This window comes from Pseudomonas sp. IT-196MI5, from assembly GCF_949767415.1.
Taxonomy (GTDB): domain Bacteria; phylum Pseudomonadota; class Gammaproteobacteria; order Pseudomonadales; family Pseudomonadaceae; genus Aquipseudomonas.
In genome coordinates, this window is the sequence record NZ_CATKPZ010000077.1 from 17,081 (window position 1) to 41,224 (window position 24,144).

The window sequence follows — 24,144 nt, forward strand, 5'->3', positions numbered from 1 at the left end:
GTAAAAATGGAGCCGGAAGACTGAGCGGCAGACAGTCCCTCGTCAATCGCTGGAGTGTGTGCGCTTGTACCACCGCCTTCGCGGGCAAGCCCGCTTGAAGCTGCCAATGAGACCGTCAATTGGCGACGTGCGGCGCCGGTTCCTTGTGCGGGATCGGCACCAACGCAATTTTGTACGGATCGAAAATCTTCAACATCTGGCCGTTGTCCCGCAAGCCTTGCAACAACTTGCCGAAGGCCTCACCAGTGATGGGCGCGGTCGGACGGAGAATGGCGTAGTGATGATAGATCTGGTCAACGCGCTGGGACACCAGCAACTCGTCAGCGACTTTTTTATTGCGTAACAAGTAGTCGAACAGATAAGAGCGCGTGACCAGGGCAATGTCGGCCCGGTCGCGTAACACCATCAGCAGATTACTGTCGTGGGAATAGGTCAGCGTGGCGTTGTAGTTCTTCGCGAGGTACTGGGGGTCGGCATTGAAGTTGGCGAACTCGTAATGATAGCCGCTGAACAGAGCCAGGCGCTTGCCGTTCAGGTTGGCAAAATAGCTTTGCTGTCGATCGGGCAGGCGTTGCGCGACAAAGATCTCGGCGTCTTCCAGGCCCATGTCGACGGCAGTATGGGGAATGTCTTCCCAACCCCAGGCGGGATTTTCGAAGATGGCCATGTCGACCCGGCTCTGCTTGAAGTCACCGAAGCGCCGGGGAATGGACGTGGGCACCAGGACAAACTGGTAGTCAGTTTGCGATGCATTCAGGGCTTCGACCAGTTGCGGTAGCAACCCGGTATCGGCCCCGGATTCCGGGCGCACGGTATAGGGCGGAAAGTGCGCGGCACCAATGCGCACCAGCTGCGCAGCCTGGGACGGCATCACCGTTGACGCAGCAAGCATCGCCAGCAAAAGCTGCGAGGCTGTCCGAATTGGCGAATCCATCAAAACAACCCCACTCCCCAATAAAACGGCATCAATGCATTCAAGCTAGGCGGTTTCGTCCAGTTAGCCAGTTTAATGCTGACCAATACAACTTTATTGCCGGTCTTCCAGCACCAGAATCAACGCTTCATCAGCCAACTGATCGAGGCTCATGTTGCCATCGGCGCGAAACCAGGTGGTGGTCCAGGACAATGCGCCGGTCAGGAACCGCCGAGTGATGAATACATCGCCGCGGATAAACCCGGCGGTCTTGGCCTCGCCCAGTACTTGCAGCCAGATGTCTTCGTAGATATCGCGCAGCGCCAGGACTTTGGCCTGGCCCTCTTCGGACAGCGAGCGCCATTCGTAGACCAGCACGGCCATGGCCTCGCCGCTGCCGCCCATGATCGACTGCAATTCACAGCGGATCAGCGCCAGCACCCGCTCGCGTACATTGCCGGCCTCGGCGACGGCCGCACGCATCAACGCGGTGTTGTAGCATATGGTTTCCTCCATCACGGCGCGCAGGATTTCGTCCTTGCTTTTGAAGTGGTGGAAAATGCTCCCGGACTGAATACCCACGGCGCCGGCCAGATCGCGCACGGTCGTGCGTTCATAGCCTTTATTGCGGAACAGGTGGGCCGCGACTTGCAGCAGCTTGCCACGGGCGCTGTCCGGGTCGGTCAATTGGCCGTCGTCCACCAATTCACGCATGACCCTCAGGGCTTTTTGCTCGTCCACCCGTTATCTCCTACAGTCGATCAATCAATAACGCCGATCCCCCGAAAACACCGGAGTTGCGCGGGCAATTTAAGCTCATGGATGCAACCAAGCAAGCGCTTGGGCAGAAGATAATCAAGTCATTTACAAACCAAGCGCTTGCTTGGTAATGTCGATGCACTTCGGTTGGAGGTGGCTATGGAATGGACTGCGCCCAAAACAATTCGCATCGGTTGCGCCAGCGCCTTCTGGGGCGATACCTCGACCGCTGCCGCGCAACTCGTGGAACACGGGCACCTGGACTACCTGGTCTTCGATTACCTGGCCGAAATCACCCTGTCGATCATGGCCGGCGCACGGATGAAAGATCCCCAGGCCGGCTATGCAGGCGACTTCATCGAAGTGCTCGCGCCCTTGCTGCCGCAGCTCGCACAGCAGAACATCCGGGTCATCAGCAATGCCGGCGGGGTCAATCCCCAAGCCTGCGCCGTCGCCCTGCAAGCGGCCTGCAACAAGGCCGGGGTGGCGCTGAAGATCGCCGTGCTGCTGGGGGACGACCTTCAGCCGCAATTCAAACAGCTGCGCAACCTGGGCATTCATGAAATGTTCAGCGGCGCGCCCCTGCCATCGATGTGCGTCTCGACCAACGCCTACCTCGGCGCACCCGGCATCGTCGAAGCCCTGCGCCTGGGGGCGGACATCGTGATCACCGGGCGCGTGGTCGACAGTGCGGTGGTCAGCGCTGCGCTGGTGCATGAGTTCGGCTGGTCGTGGCACGACTACGACAAGCTCGCCCAGGCGGCATTGGCCGGGCACATCATCGAATGCGGCGCCCAATGCACGGGCGGCAACTTCACGGATTGGCGCGACGTCCCCGACTACGAACACATCGGCTTTCCCATCGTCGAAGTCAGCGCCGACAGCCAGTTCATCGTCAGCAAACCCGAAGGGACCGGGGGGCTGGTCACGCCGCTGACGGTGGGCGAACAGATGCTGTACGAAATCGGTGACCCGCGCGCGTATCTGCTGCCCGACGTGGTGTGCGACTTCACTCAGGTCAAACTGCTGCAACAAGGCAAGAATGCGGTGCAGGTGCACGGCGCCAAAGGCCTGCCGCCGACCGCTCAATACAAGGTCAGCGCCACGTATCCCGATGGTTTTCGCTGCACCGCCAGTTGCCTGATTGCCGGCATCGATGCCGTCGACAAGGCGCGACGAGTCAGCGATGCGATCATCAACAAGACTTCGGAAATGTTCCGCCAGCGTGGCTGGGCGCCCTACAGCGACGTGAGTATCGAGTTGCTGGGCAGCGAGGCCACCTACGGCCCCCACGGCCAGCGTCAGGACACCCGCGAAGTGGTGATCAAACTCGCGATACGCCATCCGGACAAGCAGGCCTTGATCGTGTTCTCCCGGGAAATCGCCCAGGCCGCCACCGGCATGGCGCCGGGGCTGACCGGCATTGTCGGTGGCCGGCCGACGGTGTATCCGCTGATCCGGCTGTTCTCGTTCCTGATCGACAAAACCGCCTGCACGCTGGACATTGATTGCATGGGCCAGCGCCACCGGTGTGCCCTGCCCGTCCTCGATGTGCTCGACCCGCTGGACCTGCCAGCCCCGCTCGCGCCACCGAAGCCGACGGGCCTGGCCGACGCCAGCGTGGCCCTGGTCAAACTGGCGGTCGCCCGTTCCGGCGACAAGGGCAACCACAGCAACATCGGCGTCATGGCCCGCGAGCCCGGGTTCCTGCCATGGATCGCCGAAGCCTTGACCCCGGAAGTGATCGTCGACTGGATGGGCCACGTTCTCGATCCCATCCACGGGCGAGTCGAACGCTGGTACTTGCCCGCCAGCCACAGCCTGAATTTCCTGCTGGAAAACGCCCTCGGCGGCGGCGGTGTCGCCAGCTTGCGAATCGATCCGCAAGGCAAAGCCTTCGCCCAGCAACTGCTGGAAATCCAGATTCCGGTGCCGCAGCGCATCGCCGACCAGTTCAACTAGAGGATTGCCGCCATGGCCTACGATTCGATTTTCAAAGCCGATTTGTTTGCCGGCCAAAACATCATCGTCACCGGTGGTGGCAGTGGCATTGGCCGCTGCACCGCCCACGAACTGGCGGCCCTCGGTGCCCATGTGCTGCTGGTCGGGCGCAAGGCCGACAAGCTCAAAACCGTTGCGGCGGAGATCGCCGAAGACGGTGGCAAGGCCGATTGGGCGGTTTGCGACATCCGCGAGGAAGAACCGGTGGAGCACCTGGTCAGCGAATTGATTCGCAAGCATGGCCCCATTCATGGCCTGGTCAATAATGCGGGCGGGCAGTACCCGTCGCCCCTGGCCTCGATCAATCAGAAGGGGTTCGAAACCGTGATGCGCACCAATCTGGTGGGCGGTTTCCTGATGGCCCGGGAAGTGTTCAACCAGTCCATGAGCAAGCACGGTGGCGCGATCGTCAACATGCTCGCGGACATGTGGGGGGGCATGCCCGGTATGGGCCACTCCGGCGCGGCACGTTCGGGTATGGACAACCTGACCAAGACCGCCGCGTACGAATGGGGTCATGCCGGGGTGCGGGTCAACGCTGTGGCACCGGGCTGGATTGCCTCCAGTGGCATGGACACCTACGAAGGCGCCTTCAAGGCGGCGATTCCGACGTTGCGCGAACACGTGCCGCTCAAGCGCATCGGCACCGAATCGGAAGTCAGCGCGGCGATTGTATTCCTGCTCAGCCCGGCAGCAGCGTTCGTCAGCGGCGCCACCTTGCGCATCGACGGCGCCGCCAGCCTCGGCGGGCGCGCCTGGCCGATTCACAAGGCGACCAACAGCACGTCGTATAACGGCTTCCACCGCGCCTACGTACCAGACGTGTTGAAGGACAAGGAATAACCCATGCCGGTGATTCAGTCGTTACTCGATCCCCACAGCGAGCCGTTCGCCCGGAACCGCGCGGCGATGCTGAGCGCCATCGAGCAGGTTCGCGCGCTCGAACAGAACCTGCTGGACAAGGCTGCCGAAGCCAAACCCAGGTTCGAAAAACGCGGTCAGTTATTGCCCCGTGAACGCCTCAATCTACTGCTGGACCCCGGCGCGCCGTTTCTTGAACTGGCGAGCCTGGCCGGCTACAAGCTGCACGACGACAAGGACGGCAGCTGCGCCGGTGGCGGTTTGATCGCCGGCATCGGCTACGTGTCTGGCGTGCGTGTGCTGGTAGTCGCCAACAACAGCGCGATCAAGGGCGGGACCATTTCCCCCAGCGGCCTGAAAAAATCCCTGCGCCTGCAACAGATCGCCATGGAAAACAAACTGCCGGTGATCACCCTCGCCGAAAGCGGCGGCGCCAACCTCAATTACGCGGCGGAGATTTTCGTCGAAGGCGCGCGCAGCTTTGCCAATCAGGCACGGATGTCGGCCATGGGGTTGCCGCAGGTCACTGTGGTGCACGGCTCGGCCACGGCGGGCGGTGCCTATCAGCCGGGGCTGTCGGATTACGTGGTGGTGGTGCGCGGCAAGGCCAAGCTGTTTCTCGCCGGCCCGCCACTGCTCAAGGCCGCCACCGGGGAAGTCGCGACCGATGAAGAACTGGGTGGCGCCGAGATGCACGCACAAACCGCCGGCACCGCCGAATACCTGGCTGAAAACGACGCCGATGGTGTGCGGCAGGTACGCGAGATCGTCGCCTTGCTGCCGTGGAACGAGCAGTTGCCCCCACTTCCCGAACGTCGCTGGGAGGAACCGCTCTACCCTATCGACGAACTGCTGGGCCTGATCCCGGATGACCCGAAAAAACCCTACGACGTACGCGAGATCATCGCCCGGATTGCCGACGCTTCGAACTTTCTTGAATTCAAGGGCGAGTTCGATCAGCAAACGGTGTGCGGTCACCTGAAAATTCAGGGCCGCGCCTGTGGCTTCATCGGCAACAACGGCCCGATCACGCCAAAAGGCGCGAGCAAGGCCGCCCAGTTCATCCAGCTGTGCGACCAGAGCCGCACGCCGCTGCTGTTTTTCCACAACACCACCGGGTTCATGGTCGGCACCGAATCGGAACAGCAAGGCGTGATCAAACACGGCGCGAAGATGATCCAGGCGGTGGCCAACGCCCGGGTGCCGAAGCTGGCCATCGTCGTCGGTGGCTCCTATGGCGCGGGCAACTATGCGATGTGCGGACGCGGCCTCGACCCGCGCTTCATCTTCGCCTGGCCCAATAGCCGCACCGCCGTGATGGGCGGTGCGCAAGCGGGCAAAGTACTGCGCATCGTCACCGAGGCCAAACAGGCCAAGGACGGCCTGGTGCCCGATCCGAAAATGCTCGACATGCTCGAACAGGTCACCGCGCAGAAACTCGACAGCCAGTCCACGGCGCTCTACGGCAGCGCCAATCTGTGGGACGACGGATTGATCGACCCGCGCGATACCCGGACTTTGCTCGGTTACTTGCTGGACATCTGTCACGAGGCCGAGGTGCGGCCATTGCAAGCCAACAGTTTTGGCATAGCCCGCTTCTAAGGGCGATCAGAGGAGAACAATAAAAATGATCTTCACCCAGGAACACGAAGCACTGCGCCGCACCGTGCGCCAATTCGTCGAGCACGAAATCAACCCGCACGTCGAGGAATGGGAAAAGGCCGGGCGCTTCCCCATCCACAACATCTTCCGCAAGGCCGGCGACCTGGGTTTGTTGGGTATTTCCAAACCGGAAAAATTCGGCGGCATGGGGCTCGACTACAGCTATTCGATCGTCGCCGCAGAAGAGTTCGGCACCATTCATTGCGGCGGCATCCCGATGTCCATCGGCGTGCAGACCGACATGTGCACCCCGGCGCTGGCACGATTCGGTTCCGATGAGTTGCGCGAGGAATTCCTGCGCCCGGCCATCAGCGGTGAGCAGGTCGGCTGCATCGGTGTCTCCGAAGTCGGCGCCGGGTCTGACGTTGCCGGATTGAAAACCACTGCGCGCAAGGACGGCGACGATTATGTGATCAACGGCAGCAAGATGTGGATCACCAACTCGCCGAGCGCCGACTTCATCTGCCTGCTGGTCAACACTTCGGACGACAAGCCGCACATCAACAAATCGCTGATCATGGTGCCGATGAACACGCCGGGCATCAGCTTGAGTTCGCACCTGGACAAGCTCGGCATGCGCAGCTCGGAAACCGCCCAGGTGTTTTTCGACAATGTGCGTGTACCGCAGCGCAACCGCATCGGCCATGAAGGCGCGGGGTTCATGATGCAGATGCTGCAGTTCCAGGAAGAACGTCTGTTCGGTGCGGCCAACATGATCAAGGGCCTGGAGTATTGCGTCGACAGCACCATCGAATACTGCAAGGAGCGCAAAACCTTCGGTAACGCGCTGATCGACAATCAGGTGATCCACTTCCGCCTGGCTGAACTGCAAACCGAAATCGAATGCCTGCGGGCGCTGGTCTATCAGGCCACCGAGCAATACGTCAAAGGCCAGGACGTCACGCGCCTGGCTTCCATGGCCAAGCTCAAGGCCGGGCGGCTGGGCCGCGAAGTCAGTGACAGTTGCCTGCAATATTGGGGCGGCATGGGTTTCATGTGGGACAACCCGGTGGCCCGGGCTTACCGCGATGTACGGCTGGTATCGATTGGCGGCGGTGCCGACGAAATCATGTTGGGGATCATCTGCAAACTCATGGGCATCCTGCCGGGAAAAAAGAAATGAGCAGCCTGCCGGTTTGCCAGACGTTGCTGCTGGAACTGCACAACGGCGTATTGCACATCACCCTCAATCGCCCGGAATGCCGCAATGCGATGAGCTTGCAGATGGTCGCCGAGTTGCGCTCGGTGCTGGCCGCGGTACGCGATAAACCGGGGGTTCGCGCACTGGTGATCGGTGGCGTCGGCGGGCACTTCTGCGCCGGCGGCGACATCAAGGATATGGCCAATGCCCGCGCTCAAGGCTCGACTGCGTACCGGGATCTGAACCGGGTGTTCGGCGCGCTATTGCAAGAGGTGCAGCACGCACCGCAAGTGGTGATCACGATACTGCAGGGCGCGGTGCTCGGAGGAGGTCTCGGCCTGGCTTGTGTCAGCGATGTCGCCCTGGCCGATCACCAGGCGCAATTCGGCCTTCCGGAAACCAGCCTCGGATTGCTACCGGCGCAGATCGCACCCTTCGTGGTGCAGCGCATCGGCTTGACCCAGGCCCGGCGCCTGGCCCTGACGGCGGCGCGTTTCGATGGTACTCAGGCGCGCCGCATGGGGCTGGTGCATTTTGTCGAGCATGATCCGCAGGCCCTGGCCGAGCGTCTCGATGAGGTGTTGGCCCATGTGTTGTGTTGTGCGCCCGAGGCGAATGCGATGACCAAGAAACTCTTGCTGGCGAGTGCAGGGCAGCCCTCGGATGCCCTGCTCGATCAGGCTGCCGAATGGTTCAGCGAAGCGGTGACCGGGGCAGAAGGCGTCGAGGGAACGATGGCCTTCGTACAAAAACGCAAACCGGGGTGGGCTTCCTGAAAAGCATCGCGAGCAAGCTCGCTCCCACATTGGATTTATGTCGTTCATAAACCCTGTGGGAGCGAGCTTGCTCGCGATGAGGCCCGACCAGACACCGCTAAAAATCAGAGAGCCTACCCATGCCCGGAGTCAAAAAAATCCTCATCGCCAACCGCGGTGAAATCGCCTGCCGCATCCAGCGCACGGCCCAGGCGCTGGGTTATCGCACGGTCGCCGTGTTCAGCGACGCCGACGCCGATGCGCTGCACGTGCAGATGGCCGACGAGGCCGTCAACATCGGTCCGGCCCCGGTGCAACAGTCTTATTTGAACATCCCGGCCATCCTCGACGCGGCCCGGCGCACGGGCGCGGATGCGATCCATCCGGGCTACGGCTTCCTCTCGGAAAACGCCGGGTTTGCCCTCGCGTGCCAGGACGCCGGCATCACCTTCATCGGCCCCAGCCCCGAGGCCATCGAACTGATGGGCAGCAAGCGCCTGTCGAAGATCGCCATGCTCGAAGCCGGCGTGCCGTGCATCAAAGGCTATCAAGGCGCCGAACAGGACGACGCCACCCTGAGCCGCGAAGCAGGGTGCATCGGCTATCCGTTGATGATCAAGGCCAGTGCGGGCGGCGGTGGACGCGGTATGCGCCTGGTGCACGACGCCAGTGATTTGCTGGAACAGATCCGCACCGCACGCTCCGAAGCCCTGAACGGTTTTGGCAGCGGTGAGCTTATCCTCGAACAGGCATTGGTCGAACCCCGTCACGTCGAGGTCCAGCTGTTCGGTGACCGGCATGGCAACCTGATTTACCTCGGCGAACGCGATTGCTCGGTACAGCGCCGGCATCAGAAAGTCATCGAGGAAGCGCCCTGCCCGGTGATGACCCCTGAGTTGCGCCAAGCCATGGGCGAGGCGGCGCTCAAGGCCGGACGAGCGGTGAAGTACGTCGGCGCGGGCACCGTGGAGTTTTTGCTGGATGCACGCGGGCAATTCTATTTCCTGGAGATGAACACCCGACTGCAAGTGGAGCACCCGGTGACAGAACTGATCACCGGCCTGGACCTGGTGGCCTGGCAGTTGAACATCGCCGAAGGACAGCCGCTGCCCTTGCGCCAGGAGCAGGTACAACTCCATGGGCACGCCATGGAAGTACGCCTGTATGCCGAAGATCCGGCTCGGGGTTTTTTGCCGCAAACCGGGCGCGTCGTGGCCTGGGAACCGGGATTGCAGGACGGCGTGCGGATCGACCACGGCCTGATCGAAGGCCAGATCATCAGCCCCTTCTACGACCCGATGCTCGGCAAGCTCATCGCCCACGGCGCCACCCGCGAGCAAGCCCGACGCAAATTGCTGCGGGCGGTACAAGACAGCGTACTGTTGGGCGTGCAAAGCAATCAGCGCTTGCTCGCCAGCCTGCTGGAGCACCCGCAGTTCGCCGGCGGGGACTTCAGCACCGGGTTCATCGCGCAGCATTTTTCCGAGCATGCCTGCCTGCAATCCCATGCCCCGGTCGCGCATCACCTGGCCATCGCCACCGCCCTTTTCTATCAGGCATCAGCACAGCCTCATCCGGCCGCGCTTTGCGGTTGGCGCAACAACGCCAGCGTGCCGCTGCACTATCGCATCGGCCTTGAGGATCAGGACTGGTCGATAGCGTTGCAGGCGATCCCGGGCGAGCCGTTGCGCATTCAAGTCGCCGAGCACAGCCTTGAACTGAAGATCATCCACAACGATGGACGCTGGGCCACCCTTGAGATGGATGGCATTCGCCAGCGCCACGCTTATCGCCTGGAGGCCGGGCAGCTCTGGCTGTTTACCCGCCCAGGCAGCCTGCAATTTGAGGATCGCACTCAGGCACAGGTCAGCAGCCAGGCCGGTGCCAGCTCCGGCACCCTCAAGGCACCGATGGACGGGGCGATTGTCGACGTCCTGGTCAATGAAGGCAGCCCCGTGATCAAGGGCCAGTTGCTGGTGGTACTGGAGGCGATGAAAATGGAGCACCCGTTGAAATCGGGCATCGACGGTGTGCTCAAACGACTGCAAGTCAAAGTCGGGGATCAGGTAAAAAACCGGCAGATTCTGTTGGAGATCGAATAAGCCGCTAGGCGGAACCGCCGGGTTTGGCTACGCTCAAACCCTACAGGACGCGGATACCAGGAAACCTGCAATGCCTCACTGGCTGGTCATTGATCTGGAGGCCACCACCGATGGAGGTGGTTGGCCCGTAACAGATATGGAAATCATTGAAATCGGCGCTACCCTGGTGGACCGCAAGGGACGCGAACTGGATCACTTCCAGTGCTTCGTCCGCCCTTTGCGGCGGCCATTGCTGACGCCGTTTTGCCGCGAGCTGACGCACATCACCCAAGCCGACATCGATGCCGCGCAACCGCTGGGCGAAGTCTGGCCTGCGTTTGAACGCTGGCTCGGCCAACACCACACACGACTGGAGGGCTGGGTCAGTTGGGGCGATTACGATCGCAAACAACTGCTTCAGGATTGGCAGCAACTGGGACTCGCCAGCATGCTGGCCAACGTGCCGCACATGAACCTCAAACAACGCTTTGCCAAGGCTCGACGCCTGGAGCGCCCACTGGGGCTCAACGGCGCCCTGCAACTGGCCGGCCTGCAGTTCACCGGCCAGCAACACCGGGCGCTGGAGGACGCGCGCAATACCGCACGCCTGCTGCCACTGGTTCTGCCGCTTTAGACAGTGACGACACTGAGGGCCTTGTGCATACTGGCCGGCCCTTTTTAGCCCTTTTCGAGGAATCGCCCATGTTTAAAGTCAACGAGTACTTCGACGGCACCGTCAAGTCGATCGCCTTTGGCACCGCAGAAGGTCCAGCGACCATCGGCGTCATGGCTCCGGGCGAGTACGAATTCGGCACCAGCCAGCGTGAAATCATGCACGTGGTCAGCGGCGCACTGATTGTCAAGCTGCCGGACAGCAGCGACTGGGAAACCTTCGCCGCCGGCAGCCAGTTCAACGTGCCGGCCAATAGCAAGTTCCAGCTGAAAGTGGCCGTCGACACTGCCTACCTGTGCGAATACCGCGGCTAAACCTGCGCGGTCTCAACCCAAAAAAGTCGCCACAAAAAAAATGCCCGTGTTTTTCGACACGGGCATTTTTATTTCTGCGCAAAGTTACTCGAGGATCTCCACCGGCATGCCGACTTCGAGTCGACCGTTGCCGTCGTTGACCAGGTTCTGGCCGAACATGGCGCCGTCCGCCTGGGAACGATATTTCTGCAAGGTGGCCAAGGGTTCGCGGTCGTCGCTGCGCTCCCCGGTTTGCGGGTCGATGGTGGTCAGGATGCAGCGTGAACAGGACTTGACCACGCGGAACTCGACCTCGCCGATACGAATACGCTTCCAGCCGTCCTCGGCGAACGCTGCACTGCCTTCGATCACCAGGTTCGGCCGGAAACGCAGCATCTCCAACGCACGCCCGACCCGTTGCGACAAGTCCTCAAGAGAGGCCTGACCAATCAGCAACAGCGGATAGCCATCGGCGAACGCCACCTGATCGTCATCCTTGCCATAGCCGGCCTCGGTCATACGCGCCCGATCGAGCGGCACTTGCACCAGGCGTGTCGGTTTGCCGATGAACTGGCTGACCCAGGCCCCAGCTTCATCGCCTGCATCGGGCACTCGCAAGGTATCGCGCCAGATCGTCACGCCACGCAGCTCTGCATCGTTACCAGGCAAGGCAACGTCGATCGGCGAATGGCCGGGCACACTGAGGGTCAAACCTCCCTCGGCATTCCACAACGCGGACAACTGGCTCATCTGCGCCACTGCACGCTGGGTCAGGAAGCGCCCGCTGGCCTCGTCCACCAGCATCCAGCGGCGATCGCCGTCCAGCCCCAACTTGTCGAGACCGATTGCTTGCAAGGCCTCGCCTTTGGCGGATTTCAACGGATAACGATACAGCGCACTCAGACGCAACATGGCCAGCTCCCTGATAGGCAAAAACGCCACCCTATACGAGCTTGAAGGCCGAATCAAAGGCTGAAAACGGTCTCTACATAACCTGTGGGAGCGAGCTTGTTCGCGATAGCGGTAGGACAGTCAACATTGATGCTGAATGCAGTATCGCCATCGCGAGCAAGCTCGCTCCCACAATGATTGTGTTTTGATCAGGCCGGTACTTCGTCAAGCATCAGGCGCTGGCGCACCACGTCGACGAGTTTGTCCGGCTGGAATTTGGAGAGGAAATTGTCGCAGCCGACCTTTTTGACCATCGAGTCGTTGAAACTACCGGACAAAGAGGTGTGCAGCACCACGTACAAGCCTCGCAGGCGTGGATCGTTGCGAATTTCGGTGGTCAGGCGATAGCCATCCATTTCCGGCATTTCCGCATCGGTGAAGACCATCAGCAGTTTGTCGGTCATGTCCACGCCGGTATCGGCCCAGGCCTTGAGCAGATTCAAGGCTTTCAGCCCGTCGCTGGCGATGTGCATCTTCACGCCGAGCTGTCCCAGGGTATCGCGCAATTGCGCCAGGGCCACGTTCGAGTCGTCCACCAGCAGCACCTCACGGCCACGGGCACGCTCCAGTACCGGATCTTCGAGCTTGTCGCGGGAGACTTTGGCGTTGTACGGGACGATTTCGGCCAGGACCTTTTCGACGTCAATGATTTCCACCAGTTGATCATCGACTTTGCTGATGGCCGTCAGGTAGTGCTGGCGGCCCGCACTGCTCGGTGGCGGCAGGATGGCTTCCCAGTTCATGTTGACGATCCGGTCCACGCCACCGACCAGGAAGGCCTGCACCGACCGGTTGTATTCGGTGACGATAATCGTGCTGCCAGGCCCCGGCACCAACGGGCGCATGCCAATGGCCTGGGACAGGTCGATCACCGGCAGGGTCTGGCCACGCAGGTTGACCACGCCGCACACAAAAGGATGGCGCTGCGGCATCAGCGTCAACTTTGGCAACTGCAAGACTTCCTGCACTTTAAAGACGTTAATCGCGAACAATTGCCGCCCGGCGAGCCGGAACATGAGAATTTCCAGGCGATTCTCACCCACCAGTTGGGTGCGTTGGTCTACCGTATCGAGAATGCCGGCCATCAATGACTCCTGGTCTTATTCGGATGAATTCACTCAAGGAAGGTTATCGGCTGTTTTTGCCGAAGCTTAACCCTCTCTGAAATGCCACGCCCGGCCATTGATGTCACATTAACATCATGCTTTACTGGCGCCGTGATCACATCCGCCGTACTTCTGCGCCACACGACCTTTGCGCGTGCGAAAGGTTCCCCTGCGTAAGGGATTCCCCTATCAACAATCAGGCGCAACCTGATATTCGCAATATCCAATAGCCATTAATGTGACGCCATTCTCATTGCATGAACGGAGTCAGGCTTGTGTCTGCGATCGCAAGTAAGTGGCCAACCACCCTCTCGTGTTCCCCAGCCTGCCTGCGGGCCAGCCGCAGTTCGTTCACCCGACGACTCGACAATGCCGGGGTCCCGACCGCCCTCGTCGACACACTCGATATCCCCTCATTTGACATGACGTTGTGGAGATAAGTATGCCGAACGACCGTAAAGAGTGGGCCCAACGGCTCATGGCGTTCCTCGTCGAGGCTGAAACACTCCTGGCTAAAACCGAGGAATGCCTGAGTCATCTGCAATTGATCAGCAATGACAAGGACGCTATCGACTGCCTGCTCAGCACTCTACTCAAGCTGGCCAACAAGGCCGATGCCCTGGCGTTGGCGGCCGTGTCTGAATTCTCCTTGCATATTCATGGCCTGCTGAACCACGCACAGAACACCATGAGCCTGCACGACGAGGCACTGAATGCCCTGAAAGACTGCCTGACCCTGATTGCCTGGCAACTCGAACTCATCGACCAGACCACCGGACAGCTCAGTCTCGACGACAGCGAACAGGCTACCCTGATCGAAGCCTTTGCCTTTCAGGTCGGGCAAAGCCGGTTTCAACCACCGGTCAACTCCAGGCCGTTCACCCTCGTGTCCTATTCGCAGCGACAAGCCTGAACTTGCCGAACCATGCCCCATGGCGTGTTTCGGTTATCAATACCGCGCTGTAACTTGAGTGCGCACATGTCGCAATTGATTTTCTCAACGCTATAAACGACCTCTTTTAACCAACGCATCAACCAACTTGTTCCTTCTATGGAACCACTGTCCAACGACCGGACTCCTGATTTTTCGGACATATCTACGGACGCGACCAACGGTATCTTAGGTGCTACTATGCCGCCTGTTAGTTGACGCCAATTAGTGGCAGTGTGGTTGCAGCCGGACGGTTTGGGGCTGATTTCTCCAAAAAATACACCCCGTTGAAGTCGACGCTCCAGATTAAAATACAGGGGCCTGTCAGCCAGCATGACCGGTCTGCCCGCAGCGAACATCCATTGGCTCCATCCGCTATGCACGCCAGCCTCAAGTCAATCGCCACGTGGCCACCTTCTCGAGAAAGTGCACGCACATTCACGCTGTTGTTATGCGCCTGCTCGACACTCGGCAGTCTGTTGACCTATGGCTTGTCCATCCCGTTGCCCCTGTCATTGCTGGTGCTCAACATTGCGGCGCTGACCAGTGCGGCCGTGCAGTACTGCCTCTCGCGCAAATCCATCAAATTCCAGCCCCAGGAACTGGCCGACCGGCTGTTGCAGGTTCAGGAAAACGAGCGTCACCGGCTGAGCCGGGAACTGCATGACGACATCGGTCAATTGCTGACCGCCGCAAAACTGCAAAGTGACTGGCTCAAGCGCCGGATGCCCGAAGAACTCCAGGAGCAATGCTCGGTCCTCTGCGACACGCTGGAAGAAACCCTGACCAAAGTTCGTGACGTATCCGCCATTCTCAATCCCCGGCAGTTGACCAGCCTCGGGCTGGAAGCCAGTCTGCGCGCGCACCTGCTCAAGACCCTGACCAACACCCCGGTGCACTGGAGTCTGGAATGCCAGCAGCGCCTGACCGGCATACCGGAGGAAATGGCCGTGGCAGCTTTCCGCATCACCCAGGAAGCGGTCACCAACATCCTGCGACATGCCCAGGCCAAGAACCTGGTGGTATGCCTGCAGCGCCTGCCACAAGGCCTGAAGTTGCAGATCACCGATGATGGTCAGGGCTTCGCGCCTGCAACCGACCCCGGTCGTGAAGGGCAACGCGGTATGGCCGGGATGTCGGAACGGATCGATCAACTGGGCGGCACGCTGACCGTTACCAGCGAGCCGGGCAAAGGCACTCGAATCGAAGCTCTTTTTCCCTGGGCGCCCCGTGCGCTCGAACGGGCCAGCTCGAATAAGGTTATGCATTGACTTGTAATTTACTACTGGTGGATGACCACTCGCTGATCAGGGCTGGCGTGCGCGCCCTGGTAATGGATCTGCCGGGCTATGCCGTCATCGGTGAGGCCAGTGACGGCTCGCAGTTGCTGGAAATGGTCGGGCAGCTGTCCCCGGATATTGTCCTGCTGGATATTTCGATGCGCCAGACCGGCGGCCTCGAAGCCTTGCAGCAACTCAAGCGGGTGCGCCCGCAGAGCAAGGTGCTGATCCTCTCGATGCACACCGACCCGGCCCTGATCATGCAGGCGCTGGAATTCGGAGCCCATGGCTACCTGCTCAAGGACACCACGGCGACCGAGCTCGAGCACGCGCTGGAGGCCTTGCGCAACAACGAGCGCTATCTGAGCCCGGCCATTGCCCACACGGTGATCACCCAGGCGCTGACCCGAAACCAGAAGCACCCGCCCGAGCCTGCCGACTCGCACAACCTGACGGCACGTCAGCTGGAAATCCTGCGGTTGATCGTTCGCGGAAAATCCACTCGAGAGATCGCAAATGGCCTGGGGCTAAGCGTCAAGACCGTAGAAACCCACCGTTCGCAGATCATGAAACGCCTGCAGATCTACGACGTGGCCGGCCTGGTGCTGTTTGCCGTGCGCGAACAAATCATCAGCCTTGACGACTAGGGGGCGAATCCTCAGGCAGATGTACGAGTAACGCCGCCGGGCGAACCGAGAAACTCAAGTTGTCCCATTCCAGGGCAGGCGCGCACGAACATGCTGTCGACGCCAGAAGCCTCCCCGTTAAAAGTCGCAAGAAAACAAATGACTTCCAGTCGGACAGTCTTGATTCCCCCACACGGCAGGATTTTTCTTACAAAACGTGAGGAATCGGCTCAATTGACCGAAAACCTGAATTGGTAGATTTTTGGGGGGCTAGAGCAGGACACCACAAGGACGTGCCATGCAAAGCCAAAACCTCGGATCACCGGCCATTTCAGTCTTGCCGCTCACAGATAATAAAAATGCAGGCCATCGAGCCGAATACCGCAACAGCACAAAAGCCACGGGAGAAGTTGATATGGAACCTCGCGTCACCGAGCTGGAAACACACCTCAAGAGCTTACGCAGGGACATGGACGAAGTCCTGGATGACGTCAAATCCATCAAGCACAGGCTTACCTATTCCGCCTGCGGGACAGCCGTGATCCTCGGCCTCCTTGGATGGATCGCCAATAGCCGTTTCGAGCAGGTTATTTCATTGCTTCTGGCGCATTGAGTGGCCCTCAACACAAAACCCGGTTCAATCAACCGGGTTTTGTGTGACCAGGCTGCTCAAACTATCAGCCCAGAACTTCACTCAACGGAATGAAGAATACGCTATCGCCCTGACCCAGCGTGCAACCCTCCAGGACTTCTACCAGTCCATCAGCCCAGGCAGCGCTACGCAGTACGCCAGAACTCTGGTTTTTGTAGATCGTCGCCCTGCCGTTTTCCAGCCGCGCGCGCAAATACTCACGCCGATTGCCGGGTTTGAGCCAGTCAAACCCGGCCGGCACCTGCACCTTCAGCGGTTCGACGTTTTTTACACCCTGACGGCGCAGGAGATAGGGCCTGGTCAACAATGCAAAAGTCACGAGGGTCGATGCCGGATTGCCCGGCAAGCCAATCACCGGCACTCCGCGAAAATGTCCGAAGGTCAGCGGTTTACCGGGCTTGATGGCGAGCTTCCATAGCGTCAATTCGCCCTCTTCGCGCAAGGCGATGCCCAGAAAATCGGCTTCCCCTACCGATACGCCACCGGTCGAGAGGATCAGGTCGACATCCTTCAATTCACCCAATCGGGAGCGAGTGGTTGGCAGATTGTCTGGCAGAATTCCCGCGTCGACGACCTCACACCCCAAACGCAGCAACCAGCTGCACAACAACACCCGGTTGCTGTTGTAGATCTGTCCCGGCCCCAGCGCCTGCCCAGGCTCAATCAATTCGTCGCCGGTGGACAGCACCGCCACACGCACTTTGCGAACCACCTCCAGCTCAGCGCACCCCAATGAGGCAGCCAACCCTTGCTCGATCGGCCCCAACCGCGTACCTGCCGGCAGAATCAGCTCGCCGACGGTGGTTTCCTGGCCTTGCGGACGGATGTTCTGACCTTGGGTCAAGGCTTCAGTGAAACGTACTCGCTCATCGGCCTGAACCTCGACATTTTCCTGCATCTCGACGCAATCGGCACCGGCGGGAACAGGCGCCCCGGTGAAAATGCGCGCACAGGTTCCTGGCTGCAACGGATCGGGGGCCTGGCCGGCAAACACCTTTTGACTGACCAGCAACGGTGCTCCCGTCCAGTCGGCCACGCGCAAGGCATAACCGTCCATGGCGCTGTTGGGCCAGGGCGGCAGATCAAGCGTCGACACCAGGTCTTCAGCCAGTACACGCCCCTGTACCTGCGCCAACGGCAAGCGTTCACGCTCGACAATCTTCGAGGCCTCGGCCATTTCCAGCAAGCGCGCCAACGCCTGTTCGACAGGCATCAGGCTGCCAGACTTGCCGGGCTTACCCACGGGATTCACAAGGCGCGGCCTGTTTCAAGTGAGGCACGAAATTGCACGGACGATGCCGCGAATCCAGTTGCTCGGCCAGTATGCCGTCCCAACCGGTGCGCACGGCATTGGTCGAGCCCGGCAAGCAGCAGACCAACGTGCCGTTGGCCAAACCGGCCAACGTCCGGGACTGAACGGTCGAGGTGCCGATATCGGCAACCGAGATCTGACGAAACAGCTCACCAAATCCATCAACCTGTTTGTCCAGCAGGCAACTGACGGCTTCCGGCGTGCTATCACGCCCGGTAAAACCGGTTCCGCCGGTGATCAGCACAACCTGCACAACATCATCGGCAATCCAGTTGGCGACTTGCGCGCGAATTTTGTACAGGTCATCTTTGAGCAAAACCCGGGCTGCCAGGTTATGTCCGGCAGCGGTCAAGCGGTCGACAAAGACCTGACCTGAGGTGTCGGTTTCCAGTGTGCGGGTATCGCTGACAGTCAGCACTGCAATATTCAGTGGTGCGAAAGGCACATCAGCCTTGGCTTTCATAGGCTCGTCCAGTTGTAGGAGAAACAGCCCGGTGTTATATCACAGCGCTCGGTTTTTTCGCCGCTCCCATGGAGACCTGCCATGACCTCGAATTCACAATTGCCACCCTGCTCCATTCTGCTCCTGGCGGGCGGGCGCGGCCAACGTATGGGCGGGCGGGATAAAGGATTGCTGGACTGGCACGGCGAGCCGCTGATTGCGCACTTGCATCGCAAGACCCGTCCGCTGACCGATGACCTGATCATCTCCTGCAATCGCAACCTTGAGAAGTACGAGCCCTACGCCGACCAGTTGGTCCACGATGATGAAGGTGACTTCCCCGGGCCACTGGCCGGTATTCGTGCAGGCCTGAAAGCGGCTCGTCATACTCATCTGTTGGTCTTGCCCTGTGACGTTCCCGGCATTGATGCGGCGCTGATCGGCAGTATGCGCGAGGCCGCCAACCTGCATCCGGACAAGCCGCTGATGGTGCGGCATGATGACCACTGGGAACCGTTGTTGTGCGTGATTCCTGTGCTACACAGGGCAGCATTTGAAAACGCCTGGAACGAAGGTGAGCGCAGCCCTGGCCGGTTGATGCGCAAGCTCGGTGCGACCGCACTGCAATGCCCCGACAAGGACTCTCGGCTGGCCAACCTCAACACGCCGGAACTGTTAAGCGGTCATAACACTGTGTCAGACTGAGATTAATCAGGAACTTGCGCGAACGGTGCACGTCTCACGCTCAGTAACCAAAGATTTCTAATTCGGAGAAACACACTCATGACTCAACGGACCCTCGCCACGTTCATGCTTGCACTCGGTCTCGCCACCCTCGCCGGTTGCGCATCGCCTACGGTGATCACCTTGAATGACGGTCGCGAAATCCAGGCCGTCGACACGCCACAGTTCGACAAGGATTCCGGTTTCTACGAATTCGAACAGCTCGACGGCAAACAGACCCGTATCAACAAAGACCAGGTTCGTACCGTTAAAGAGCTGTAATCCTGGCACCGCCGGATACAGAAAAGCCCGCTTGATGCGGGCTTTTTCATGCCTGAAGAACAGCGCTTCAGGTTCGCTTTTTGATCACCATTGCAGGGTGATTTCACTCTCGAACTCTCGCGTCTGGCCTGTGACCGGATCGATAAATTTCAGCCCCTGAGCCAGCAGTTTCAATGGATTGGCGTAGTCATCCTGCGCATCCTTGAGCACCTCGGGGTAAAACGGGTCGTTGCAGATACCGGCTCCCAACGCTGCCATATGTACCCGCAGCTGATGTTTCTTGCCCGTCACCGGGTAAAGACCGTAACGCCAGAGATTCCCCTGTTTCGCCCTGACTTCCACCGCAGTCTCAGTGTTGCTGGCCCCGGGCCCCTCCTGCATACGGAAGAACGGTTCGCCGTCGACCAGTCGGCTTTTATGAACCAGCGGGAAAGCAAGGTCCGGCAACGCCGCTGCGATGGCCTCGTAACGCTTTTCGATCTGCCGGGTTGGAAACAACGACTGATAAGCCGAACGACTCTGCGGATCGGCGGAAAACAATACCAGCCCTGCGGTATGCCGGTCGATGCGATGCAATGGCACCAGATGCGGATTGTCCAGGCGACGGATCAAACGCCTGAGCAGCGTCTGTTCGACGTATTCGCCAGCCGGCGTCACGGGCAGAAAGTGCGGTTTGTCGGCCACCACCAGATGCTCGTCCGCGTACAGGATCGACTCGATCACCGGGATCGGCTTTTCATCCGGCACTTCGCGAAAATAATGAATCCGCAAACCTTCCTTGTAGGCCAGATCGAGGGCTATCGGCATGCCCTGCCCATCGAGGACCCGGCCACGGGCGATTCTGTCCAGCCATTGTTCACGACCGATGGCGCTGAAATGCTCGCACAGGCAATCGACAACGGTGTGCCACGAGCCAGGTGGCAAGTAGAGCGTACTGGCCTGACTGTGTGCCGCGGAAAAAGAAGAAGTGGACATACGAAAGCTCTAACCCTCAGTGCAGAGCGGCATTATCCAACAGCAAGGGGAATGAACCTAGGGGCCGTTCTCAATTAGTTTCCCCGCGAAAACTAATTGAGTACGCTCCCTGGAGGAGATTCCTCAAGCCGGGATCTGCGTGTGCGCCGCCGCTTCGGTGTACTCCTTGAGCCAGCGCAGCACATCGACCGCTTCCCAGCGAGTTGGGTCATACAGGGCGTACAACAATCCCTGGTAACCCACGACATCGAGTTGCCGGTGATAACCCGCGCGTTGAAACAAGGCTTCGACTTCTGCGAAACAGGTATTGAAATGCATTTTGTTGAAGGGCGTTTTCCCTTCGGTCACCAGACCATCCAGACGCAACTCAACGACGGCCTCGCGCACGACGTCTGCGGACATCCGGTTCACGCTGTTCTTCAACTGTTCGACATTGACCACGATTCATCCCTCTCACGCCCGGGCTTGCCGGCTCACTCCCGAAAGTCAGGAACGGCAAGGCAGGCGCCACGAATAACTGTATGACCATACAGTATCCGATCGGCACCGATTAAGCCAAGAGGATCAATCGCAAAGTTCGACAGGCGGGACATGTCACCAACGCAAAAACCGCTTAACGCAGGAATATCACCACCTGATCGGCACTGAACGGCCAGCCCAGTTCAGCGCCGGTATCGACTCGTCGCAGCACTGGAATTCGCAGGCTGTAAGCGGCGTACCACGCTTCATCGTCGGCGATATCCACCACTTCCACCAACAGGCCGCGCTCGACAAACTCCATCAACATGGCTTCGGCTACTTCACAGAGATGGCATCCAAGGGTGCCGAACAGCTGACATTCGGGAAGCATGAGCGCTCAACCAGATAATGAATTGACCATTCTAGGCCTGCCCCGAAAAACAGTCGAGCCATTGGGCTCCCTGCCCTGACGATGAAAAGACCTGAATCAGTCCTGGCTCACGGCACCGATCTTGTGGATCGAGAGGTCCGCGCCGTAATACTCCTCTTCCTGACTCAGGCGCAATCCATGCAACGCCTTGATCACGCCATACACGGCAAACCCGCCGGCCAGTGCCACAGTGACGCCCAGTGCAGTACCGATCAACTGGCTGATCAAACTGACCCCACCCAGACCGCCCAAGGCGCTTTGACCGAAAATGCCGCAGGCAATGCCGCCCCACACGCCGCACAAGCCATGCAACGGCCACACACCCAATACATCGTCGATGCGCCATTTGCCTTGGGCCGCGGTAAAGCACCAGACAAACAGGGCTCCCGCGATGGCACCGGTGACCAGCGCCCCCACAGGATGCATCAGGTCGGAACCGGCACAGATTGCCACGAGCCCCGCCAACGGACCGTTATGCAGAAAGCCGGGGTCGTTGCGCCCGACAATCAATGCCGCCACCGTACCGCCCACCATGGCCATCAGCGAGTTCACCGCCACCAGTCCGCTGACACCTTGCAGGGTTTGCGCGCTCATGACGTTGAAGCCGAACCAGCCAACGATCAGGATCCACGAGCCCAACGCCAGAAACGGGATGCTCGATGGCGCGAACGCCACCAGGCGACCTTCGCGATAGCGGCCATTACGTGGCCCGAGCAACAGCACCGCCGCCAGTGCCAGCCAACCGCCCATGGCATGCACCACCACGGAGCCTGCGAAATCATGGAAACCGGCGCCAAAGCGTTCGAGCAACCAGGCTTGCAAGCCCAGATTGCCGTTCCAGACCACGCCTTCGAAGAACGGATAGATGAATGCGACAATCAACGCGGTTGCACACAATTGCGGGACAAACCGGGCACGCTCGGCAATCCCTCCGGAAATGATCGCCGGAATCGCCGCGGCAAAGGTCAGCAGGAAGAAAAACTTCACCAGTCCATAGCCATGGTCGGCATTGAGCACGGCCGCTGGCTGCATGAATGTCACGCCATAGGAAACCCAATAGCCTATAAAGAAGTAGGCCAGAGTCGAAACGGCGAAGTCACTGAGGATTTTCGACAACGCATTGACCTGGTTTTTCTGTCGCACAGTTCCGACTTCGAGAAAGGCAAAACCGGCGTGCATGGCCAGAACCATGACCGCACCGATCAGAATGAACAGCGTGTTGGAGCTATGGACCAGGGTATCCACAGCGCTTTGCAGGTTTTCCATGGGATGGGCAGACCTTATGGCAGAAAAAAGCACCAAAGCAGTTCGCGATGACTGTCCGTGCACCAAGTTGCGGCTTCCAAGCATCAGCGCACTGATCTCGTTGAACCACTTTGGCGCACAGACGCCCTCCAGGAAAAACGCGCCCCGGACGTTTACGCGAGTTTTTGATTGTTGGCCCTACGGTGTTACTGAAATCATGCCCGGCCATAGCACAATGGTGCAGACCGGCGCACCAAGACATAGCAAAAGTTGTACCAGTCATTTGTACTGAACCTTCGCCGAAGGCTCATACTCGAACACATCAGAAAGCCACTTAAGGAGATCCCCCATGGCCCGCACCCAGGCAAAGACTGCTCAAGAAATCCTGATGAACGATTTTCAGACACTGGTCAGTGACACCGAACGGTTGCTGGAGCACACCGCGACCTTGGCCGGCGATCAGGCCGACGAATTGCGCGAGCAGATACACGACAGTCTCTTGCGTGCCCGTGAAACCCTGAAATTGTCCGAAGACGCCCTGCGCGAACGCGGCAAGGCAGCTGTCACCGCCACTGAAGACTATGTCCAGGCCAACCCCTGGCAATCCGTCGGAATCGCGGCCGGCGTGGGGTTCCTGATTGGCCTGCTGGCTAGCCGGCGCTGATATGTCGATCGGTGAATCCGTCCCGTCTGGAACGGGAGCCAGCTCCTCATCGCGGCGCCTGGGTGCTGCCTTCCTTGGGTTGCTGCACAGCCATGTCGAACTGTTCGGCATCGAATTGCAGGAACAGAAAGCCCGCACCGTCAGCCTGTTGCTGTTTGCCGGCCTGGCCCTGGTATTTGCATTGCTGCTGTTGGTGGGGCTGTCGACGCTGGTGCTTATTGTGTTCTGGGACACTAATCGTCTGACTGCCATCTGCGGGCTCTGCGCGTTCTACACCCTCGCCGCCATCTTCTGTGGAATGCGTTTGAGAGCGGCGATTTTCGATGAGTCCTCGCCCTTCCACGGCACGCTGCAAGAGCTGGCCAACGATCGGGAGCGCCTGCTGCCATGAGCCTGCCTGAATTGCCACACAACAGTTCACGCACGGAAATGCGCAAGGCCCTGATCCGCTTGCGCATGGAAATGCATCGTCAGGAAATCCGCCACGAATCCGCGCAACTGCTGCAACCTTTGCAGCGGGTGCGCGGGATCACACAAAACCTGCAGGACGGTTTTGGTATCAAGCACGCACCACTCTGGGGCGTGGCCGCCGTCACCTTGCTGGGCTTTCTGAGCGGCAAGGGTGCAAAAAACGGTGGCGGCCTCAGCAGCCTGACCCGGCTGGTCCGGCTCGGCGCCACACTGGCGCCGCTGATCAAACTGATCACGCAGGGCTCTTCGCGCAAAGACTGACCAGTTTTTTCTGGCTGTATTCTTGCCATGCCGACGGGATACGCCCCTCTATCGAGGGGTGCAATCCTGTGTGCCTACCCGGTCAACAGGCACCCTCCAAAAAAATCTTACAAGGAGGCCTCGATATCGACGCCGCCGAGTTGTAGTTCCGCTTGCAGGTCACGGCGCGAAACAGGAAGCTAGGCCATCAGTCAC

Annotated in this window: 27 protein-coding genes; 17 read left to right on the forward strand and 10 right to left on the reverse strand. The window is 59.8% G+C overall.

What is annotated here, in order from left to right; genetic code table 11:
* Nucleotides 1–115: 115 nt before the first annotated feature.
* On the reverse strand, nt 116–934 hold the full coding sequence (locus ACM6IK_RS25825; protein WP_414876561.1) for a substrate-binding periplasmic protein: 819 nt from the start codon (nt 932–934) through the stop codon (nt 116–118).
* A gap of 93 nt (nt 935–1,027) precedes the next feature.
* Nucleotides 1,028–1,654 carry a TetR/AcrR family transcriptional regulator gene (locus tag ACM6IK_RS25830; RefSeq protein ID WP_414876562.1) on the reverse strand — a complete coding sequence of 209 codons (627 nt, stop codon included), beginning with the start codon at nt 1,652–1,654 and terminating at the stop codon, nt 1,028–1,030.
* Nucleotides 1,655–1,831: 177 nt separating this feature from the next.
* On the opposite strand from ACM6IK_RS25830, the gene ACM6IK_RS25835 reads away from it, so the two are divergent.
* The 8 genes from ACM6IK_RS25835 (at nt 1,832) to ACM6IK_RS25870 (ending at nt 11,160) form a co-directional block, all read left to right on the forward strand.
* Complete coding sequence (locus ACM6IK_RS25835) at nt 1,832–3,634, forward strand: acyclic terpene utilization AtuA family protein (protein WP_414876563.1); 1,803 nt, start codon at nt 1,832–1,834, stop codon at nt 3,632–3,634.
* A 12-nt stretch (nt 3,635–3,646) separates the two neighbouring features.
* A complete protein-coding gene (locus ACM6IK_RS25840) occupies nt 3,647–4,516 on the forward strand; it encodes an SDR family oxidoreductase (RefSeq protein WP_108219599.1) in 870 nt (289 codons plus the stop codon).
* 3 nt (nt 4,517–4,519) lie between these two features.
* The gene (gene atuC / locus ACM6IK_RS25845; protein WP_414876564.1) at nt 4,520–6,136 is read left to right on the forward strand and encodes a geranyl-CoA carboxylase subunit beta; all 1,617 of its coding nucleotides are present in this window, start codon (nt 4,520–4,522) and stop codon (nt 6,134–6,136) included.
* A 25-nt stretch (nt 6,137–6,161) separates the two neighbouring features.
* Nucleotides 6,162–7,319 carry a citronellyl-CoA dehydrogenase gene (atuD, locus tag ACM6IK_RS25850; RefSeq protein ID WP_414876565.1) on the forward strand — a complete coding sequence of 386 codons (1,158 nt, stop codon included), beginning with the start codon at nt 6,162–6,164 and terminating at the stop codon, nt 7,317–7,319.
* The gene (locus tag ACM6IK_RS25855; RefSeq protein ID WP_414876566.1) at nt 7,316–8,113 is read left to right on the forward strand and encodes an enoyl-CoA hydratase/isomerase family protein; all 798 of its coding nucleotides are present in this window, start codon (nt 7,316–7,318) and stop codon (nt 8,111–8,113) included. Before atuD ends, ACM6IK_RS25855 begins: the two co-directional genes overlap by 4 nt.
* A gap of 119 nt (nt 8,114–8,232) precedes the next feature.
* Complete coding sequence (locus tag ACM6IK_RS25860) at nt 8,233–10,194, forward strand: acetyl/propionyl/methylcrotonyl-CoA carboxylase subunit alpha (RefSeq protein ID WP_414876567.1); 1,962 nt, start codon at nt 8,233–8,235, stop codon at nt 10,192–10,194.
* A 70-nt stretch (nt 10,195–10,264) separates the two neighbouring features.
* On the forward strand, nt 10,265–10,807 hold the full coding sequence (locus tag ACM6IK_RS25865) for an exonuclease domain-containing protein (protein WP_414876568.1): 543 nt from the start codon (nt 10,265–10,267) through the stop codon (nt 10,805–10,807).
* Between the two features lie 68 nt (nt 10,808–10,875).
* Nucleotides 10,876–11,160: a pyrimidine/purine nucleoside phosphorylase gene (locus ACM6IK_RS25870; protein ID WP_400648323.1), complete on the forward strand. Its 285-nt coding sequence runs from the start codon at nt 10,876–10,878 to the stop codon at nt 11,158–11,160.
* An 84-nt stretch (nt 11,161–11,244) separates the two neighbouring features.
* Here the strand turns inward: ACM6IK_RS25870 and ACM6IK_RS25875 are convergent, their stop codons facing one another.
* Nucleotides 11,245–12,051: an MOSC domain-containing protein gene (locus ACM6IK_RS25875; protein ID WP_414876569.1), complete on the reverse strand. Its 807-nt coding sequence runs from the start codon at nt 12,049–12,051 to the stop codon at nt 11,245–11,247.
* A gap of 188 nt (nt 12,052–12,239) precedes the next feature.
* Entirely contained in the window at nt 12,240–13,175 is a 936-nt protein-coding gene (locus ACM6IK_RS25880; RefSeq protein ID WP_223550721.1) for a chemotaxis protein CheV, read from the reverse strand.
* Between the two features lie 463 nt (nt 13,176–13,638).
* On the opposite strand from ACM6IK_RS25880, the gene ACM6IK_RS25885 reads away from it, so the two are divergent.
* The 4 genes from ACM6IK_RS25885 (at nt 13,639) to ACM6IK_RS25900 (ending at nt 16,646) form a co-directional block, all read left to right on the forward strand.
* Nucleotides 13,639–14,109, forward strand: a complete 471-nt coding sequence (locus tag ACM6IK_RS25885) for a hypothetical protein (RefSeq protein WP_414876570.1) — start codon at nt 13,639–13,641, stop codon at nt 14,107–14,109.
* A 395-nt stretch (nt 14,110–14,504) separates the two neighbouring features.
* Entirely contained in the window at nt 14,505–15,398 is an 894-nt protein-coding gene (locus ACM6IK_RS25890; RefSeq protein WP_414876738.1) for a sensor histidine kinase, read from the forward strand.
* Nucleotides 15,395–16,054, forward strand: a complete 660-nt coding sequence (locus tag ACM6IK_RS25895) for a response regulator (RefSeq protein ID WP_414876571.1) — start codon at nt 15,395–15,397, stop codon at nt 16,052–16,054. The genes ACM6IK_RS25890 and ACM6IK_RS25895 overlap by 4 nt, the downstream gene beginning before the upstream one ends.
* Before the next feature lie 277 nt (nt 16,055–16,331).
* Nucleotides 16,332–16,646, forward strand: coding sequence for a hypothetical protein (locus ACM6IK_RS25900; RefSeq protein WP_414876572.1), 315 nt, complete (start codon nt 16,332–16,334; stop codon nt 16,644–16,646).
* Between the two features lie 64 nt (nt 16,647–16,710).
* Here ACM6IK_RS25900 and glp read toward each other — a convergent pair whose 3' ends face one another.
* Both glp and moaB read right to left on the reverse strand, forming a co-directional pair.
* Complete coding sequence (glp, locus tag ACM6IK_RS25905) at nt 16,711–17,937, reverse strand: gephyrin-like molybdotransferase Glp (RefSeq protein ID WP_414876573.1); 1,227 nt, start codon at nt 17,935–17,937, stop codon at nt 16,711–16,713.
* The gene (moaB, locus tag ACM6IK_RS25910) at nt 17,921–18,460 is read right to left on the reverse strand and encodes a molybdenum cofactor biosynthesis protein B (RefSeq protein WP_108219612.1); all 540 of its coding nucleotides are present in this window, start codon (nt 18,458–18,460) and stop codon (nt 17,921–17,923) included. Before moaB ends, glp begins: the two co-directional genes overlap by 17 nt.
* Before the next feature lie 81 nt (nt 18,461–18,541).
* Here moaB and mobA point away from each other — a divergent pair, with 81 nt between their 5' ends.
* Together mobA and ACM6IK_RS25920 are read left to right on the forward strand one after the other, a co-directional pair.
* On the forward strand, nt 18,542–19,144 hold the full coding sequence (gene mobA / locus ACM6IK_RS25915) for a molybdenum cofactor guanylyltransferase MobA (protein WP_414876574.1): 603 nt from the start codon (nt 18,542–18,544) through the stop codon (nt 19,142–19,144).
* 78 nt (nt 19,145–19,222) lie between these two features.
* Complete coding sequence (locus ACM6IK_RS25920) at nt 19,223–19,444, forward strand: YgdI/YgdR family lipoprotein (RefSeq protein WP_007994800.1); 222 nt, start codon at nt 19,223–19,225, stop codon at nt 19,442–19,444.
* An 84-nt stretch (nt 19,445–19,528) separates the two neighbouring features.
* Here ACM6IK_RS25920 and ACM6IK_RS25925 read toward each other — a convergent pair whose 3' ends face one another.
* The 4 genes from ACM6IK_RS25925 to ACM6IK_RS25940 form a co-directional block, all read right to left on the reverse strand.
* Nucleotides 19,529–20,419, reverse strand: a complete 891-nt coding sequence (locus tag ACM6IK_RS25925; RefSeq protein ID WP_414876575.1) for a pseudouridine synthase — start codon at nt 20,417–20,419, stop codon at nt 19,529–19,531.
* A gap of 123 nt (nt 20,420–20,542) precedes the next feature.
* Nucleotides 20,543–20,860 carry a transcriptional regulator gene (locus tag ACM6IK_RS25930; RefSeq protein WP_414876576.1) on the reverse strand — a complete coding sequence of 106 codons (318 nt, stop codon included), beginning with the start codon at nt 20,858–20,860 and terminating at the stop codon, nt 20,543–20,545.
* Between the two features lie 172 nt (nt 20,861–21,032).
* Nucleotides 21,033–21,269: a glutaredoxin family protein gene (locus ACM6IK_RS25935; RefSeq protein WP_414876577.1), complete on the reverse strand. Its 237-nt coding sequence runs from the start codon at nt 21,267–21,269 to the stop codon at nt 21,033–21,035.
* Nucleotides 21,270–21,365: 96 nt separating this feature from the next.
* Nucleotides 21,366–22,574, reverse strand: a complete 1,209-nt coding sequence (locus tag ACM6IK_RS25940; protein WP_414876578.1) for an ammonium transporter — start codon at nt 22,572–22,574, stop codon at nt 21,366–21,368.
* A 328-nt stretch (nt 22,575–22,902) separates the two neighbouring features.
* Between ACM6IK_RS25940 and ACM6IK_RS25945 the strand changes: the two genes are divergently transcribed.
* The 3 genes from ACM6IK_RS25945 to ACM6IK_RS25955 are packed head-to-tail and all read left to right on the forward strand — an operon-like array spanning nt 22,903 to nt 23,949.
* Nucleotides 22,903–23,217: a DUF883 family protein gene (locus ACM6IK_RS25945; RefSeq protein ID WP_414876579.1), complete on the forward strand. Its 315-nt coding sequence runs from the start codon at nt 22,903–22,905 to the stop codon at nt 23,215–23,217.
* Between the two features lies 1 nt (nt 23,218).
* Nucleotides 23,219–23,608 (forward strand): phage holin family protein, encoded by a 390-nt coding sequence (locus ACM6IK_RS25950; RefSeq protein WP_414876580.1) that lies wholly within the window; start codon nt 23,219–23,221, stop codon nt 23,606–23,608.
* Nucleotides 23,605–23,949 (forward strand): hypothetical protein, encoded by a 345-nt coding sequence (locus ACM6IK_RS25955; RefSeq protein WP_108219620.1) that lies wholly within the window; start codon nt 23,605–23,607, stop codon nt 23,947–23,949. The genes ACM6IK_RS25950 and ACM6IK_RS25955 overlap by 4 nt, the downstream gene beginning before the upstream one ends.
* Nucleotides 23,950–24,144 lie beyond the last annotated feature (195 nt).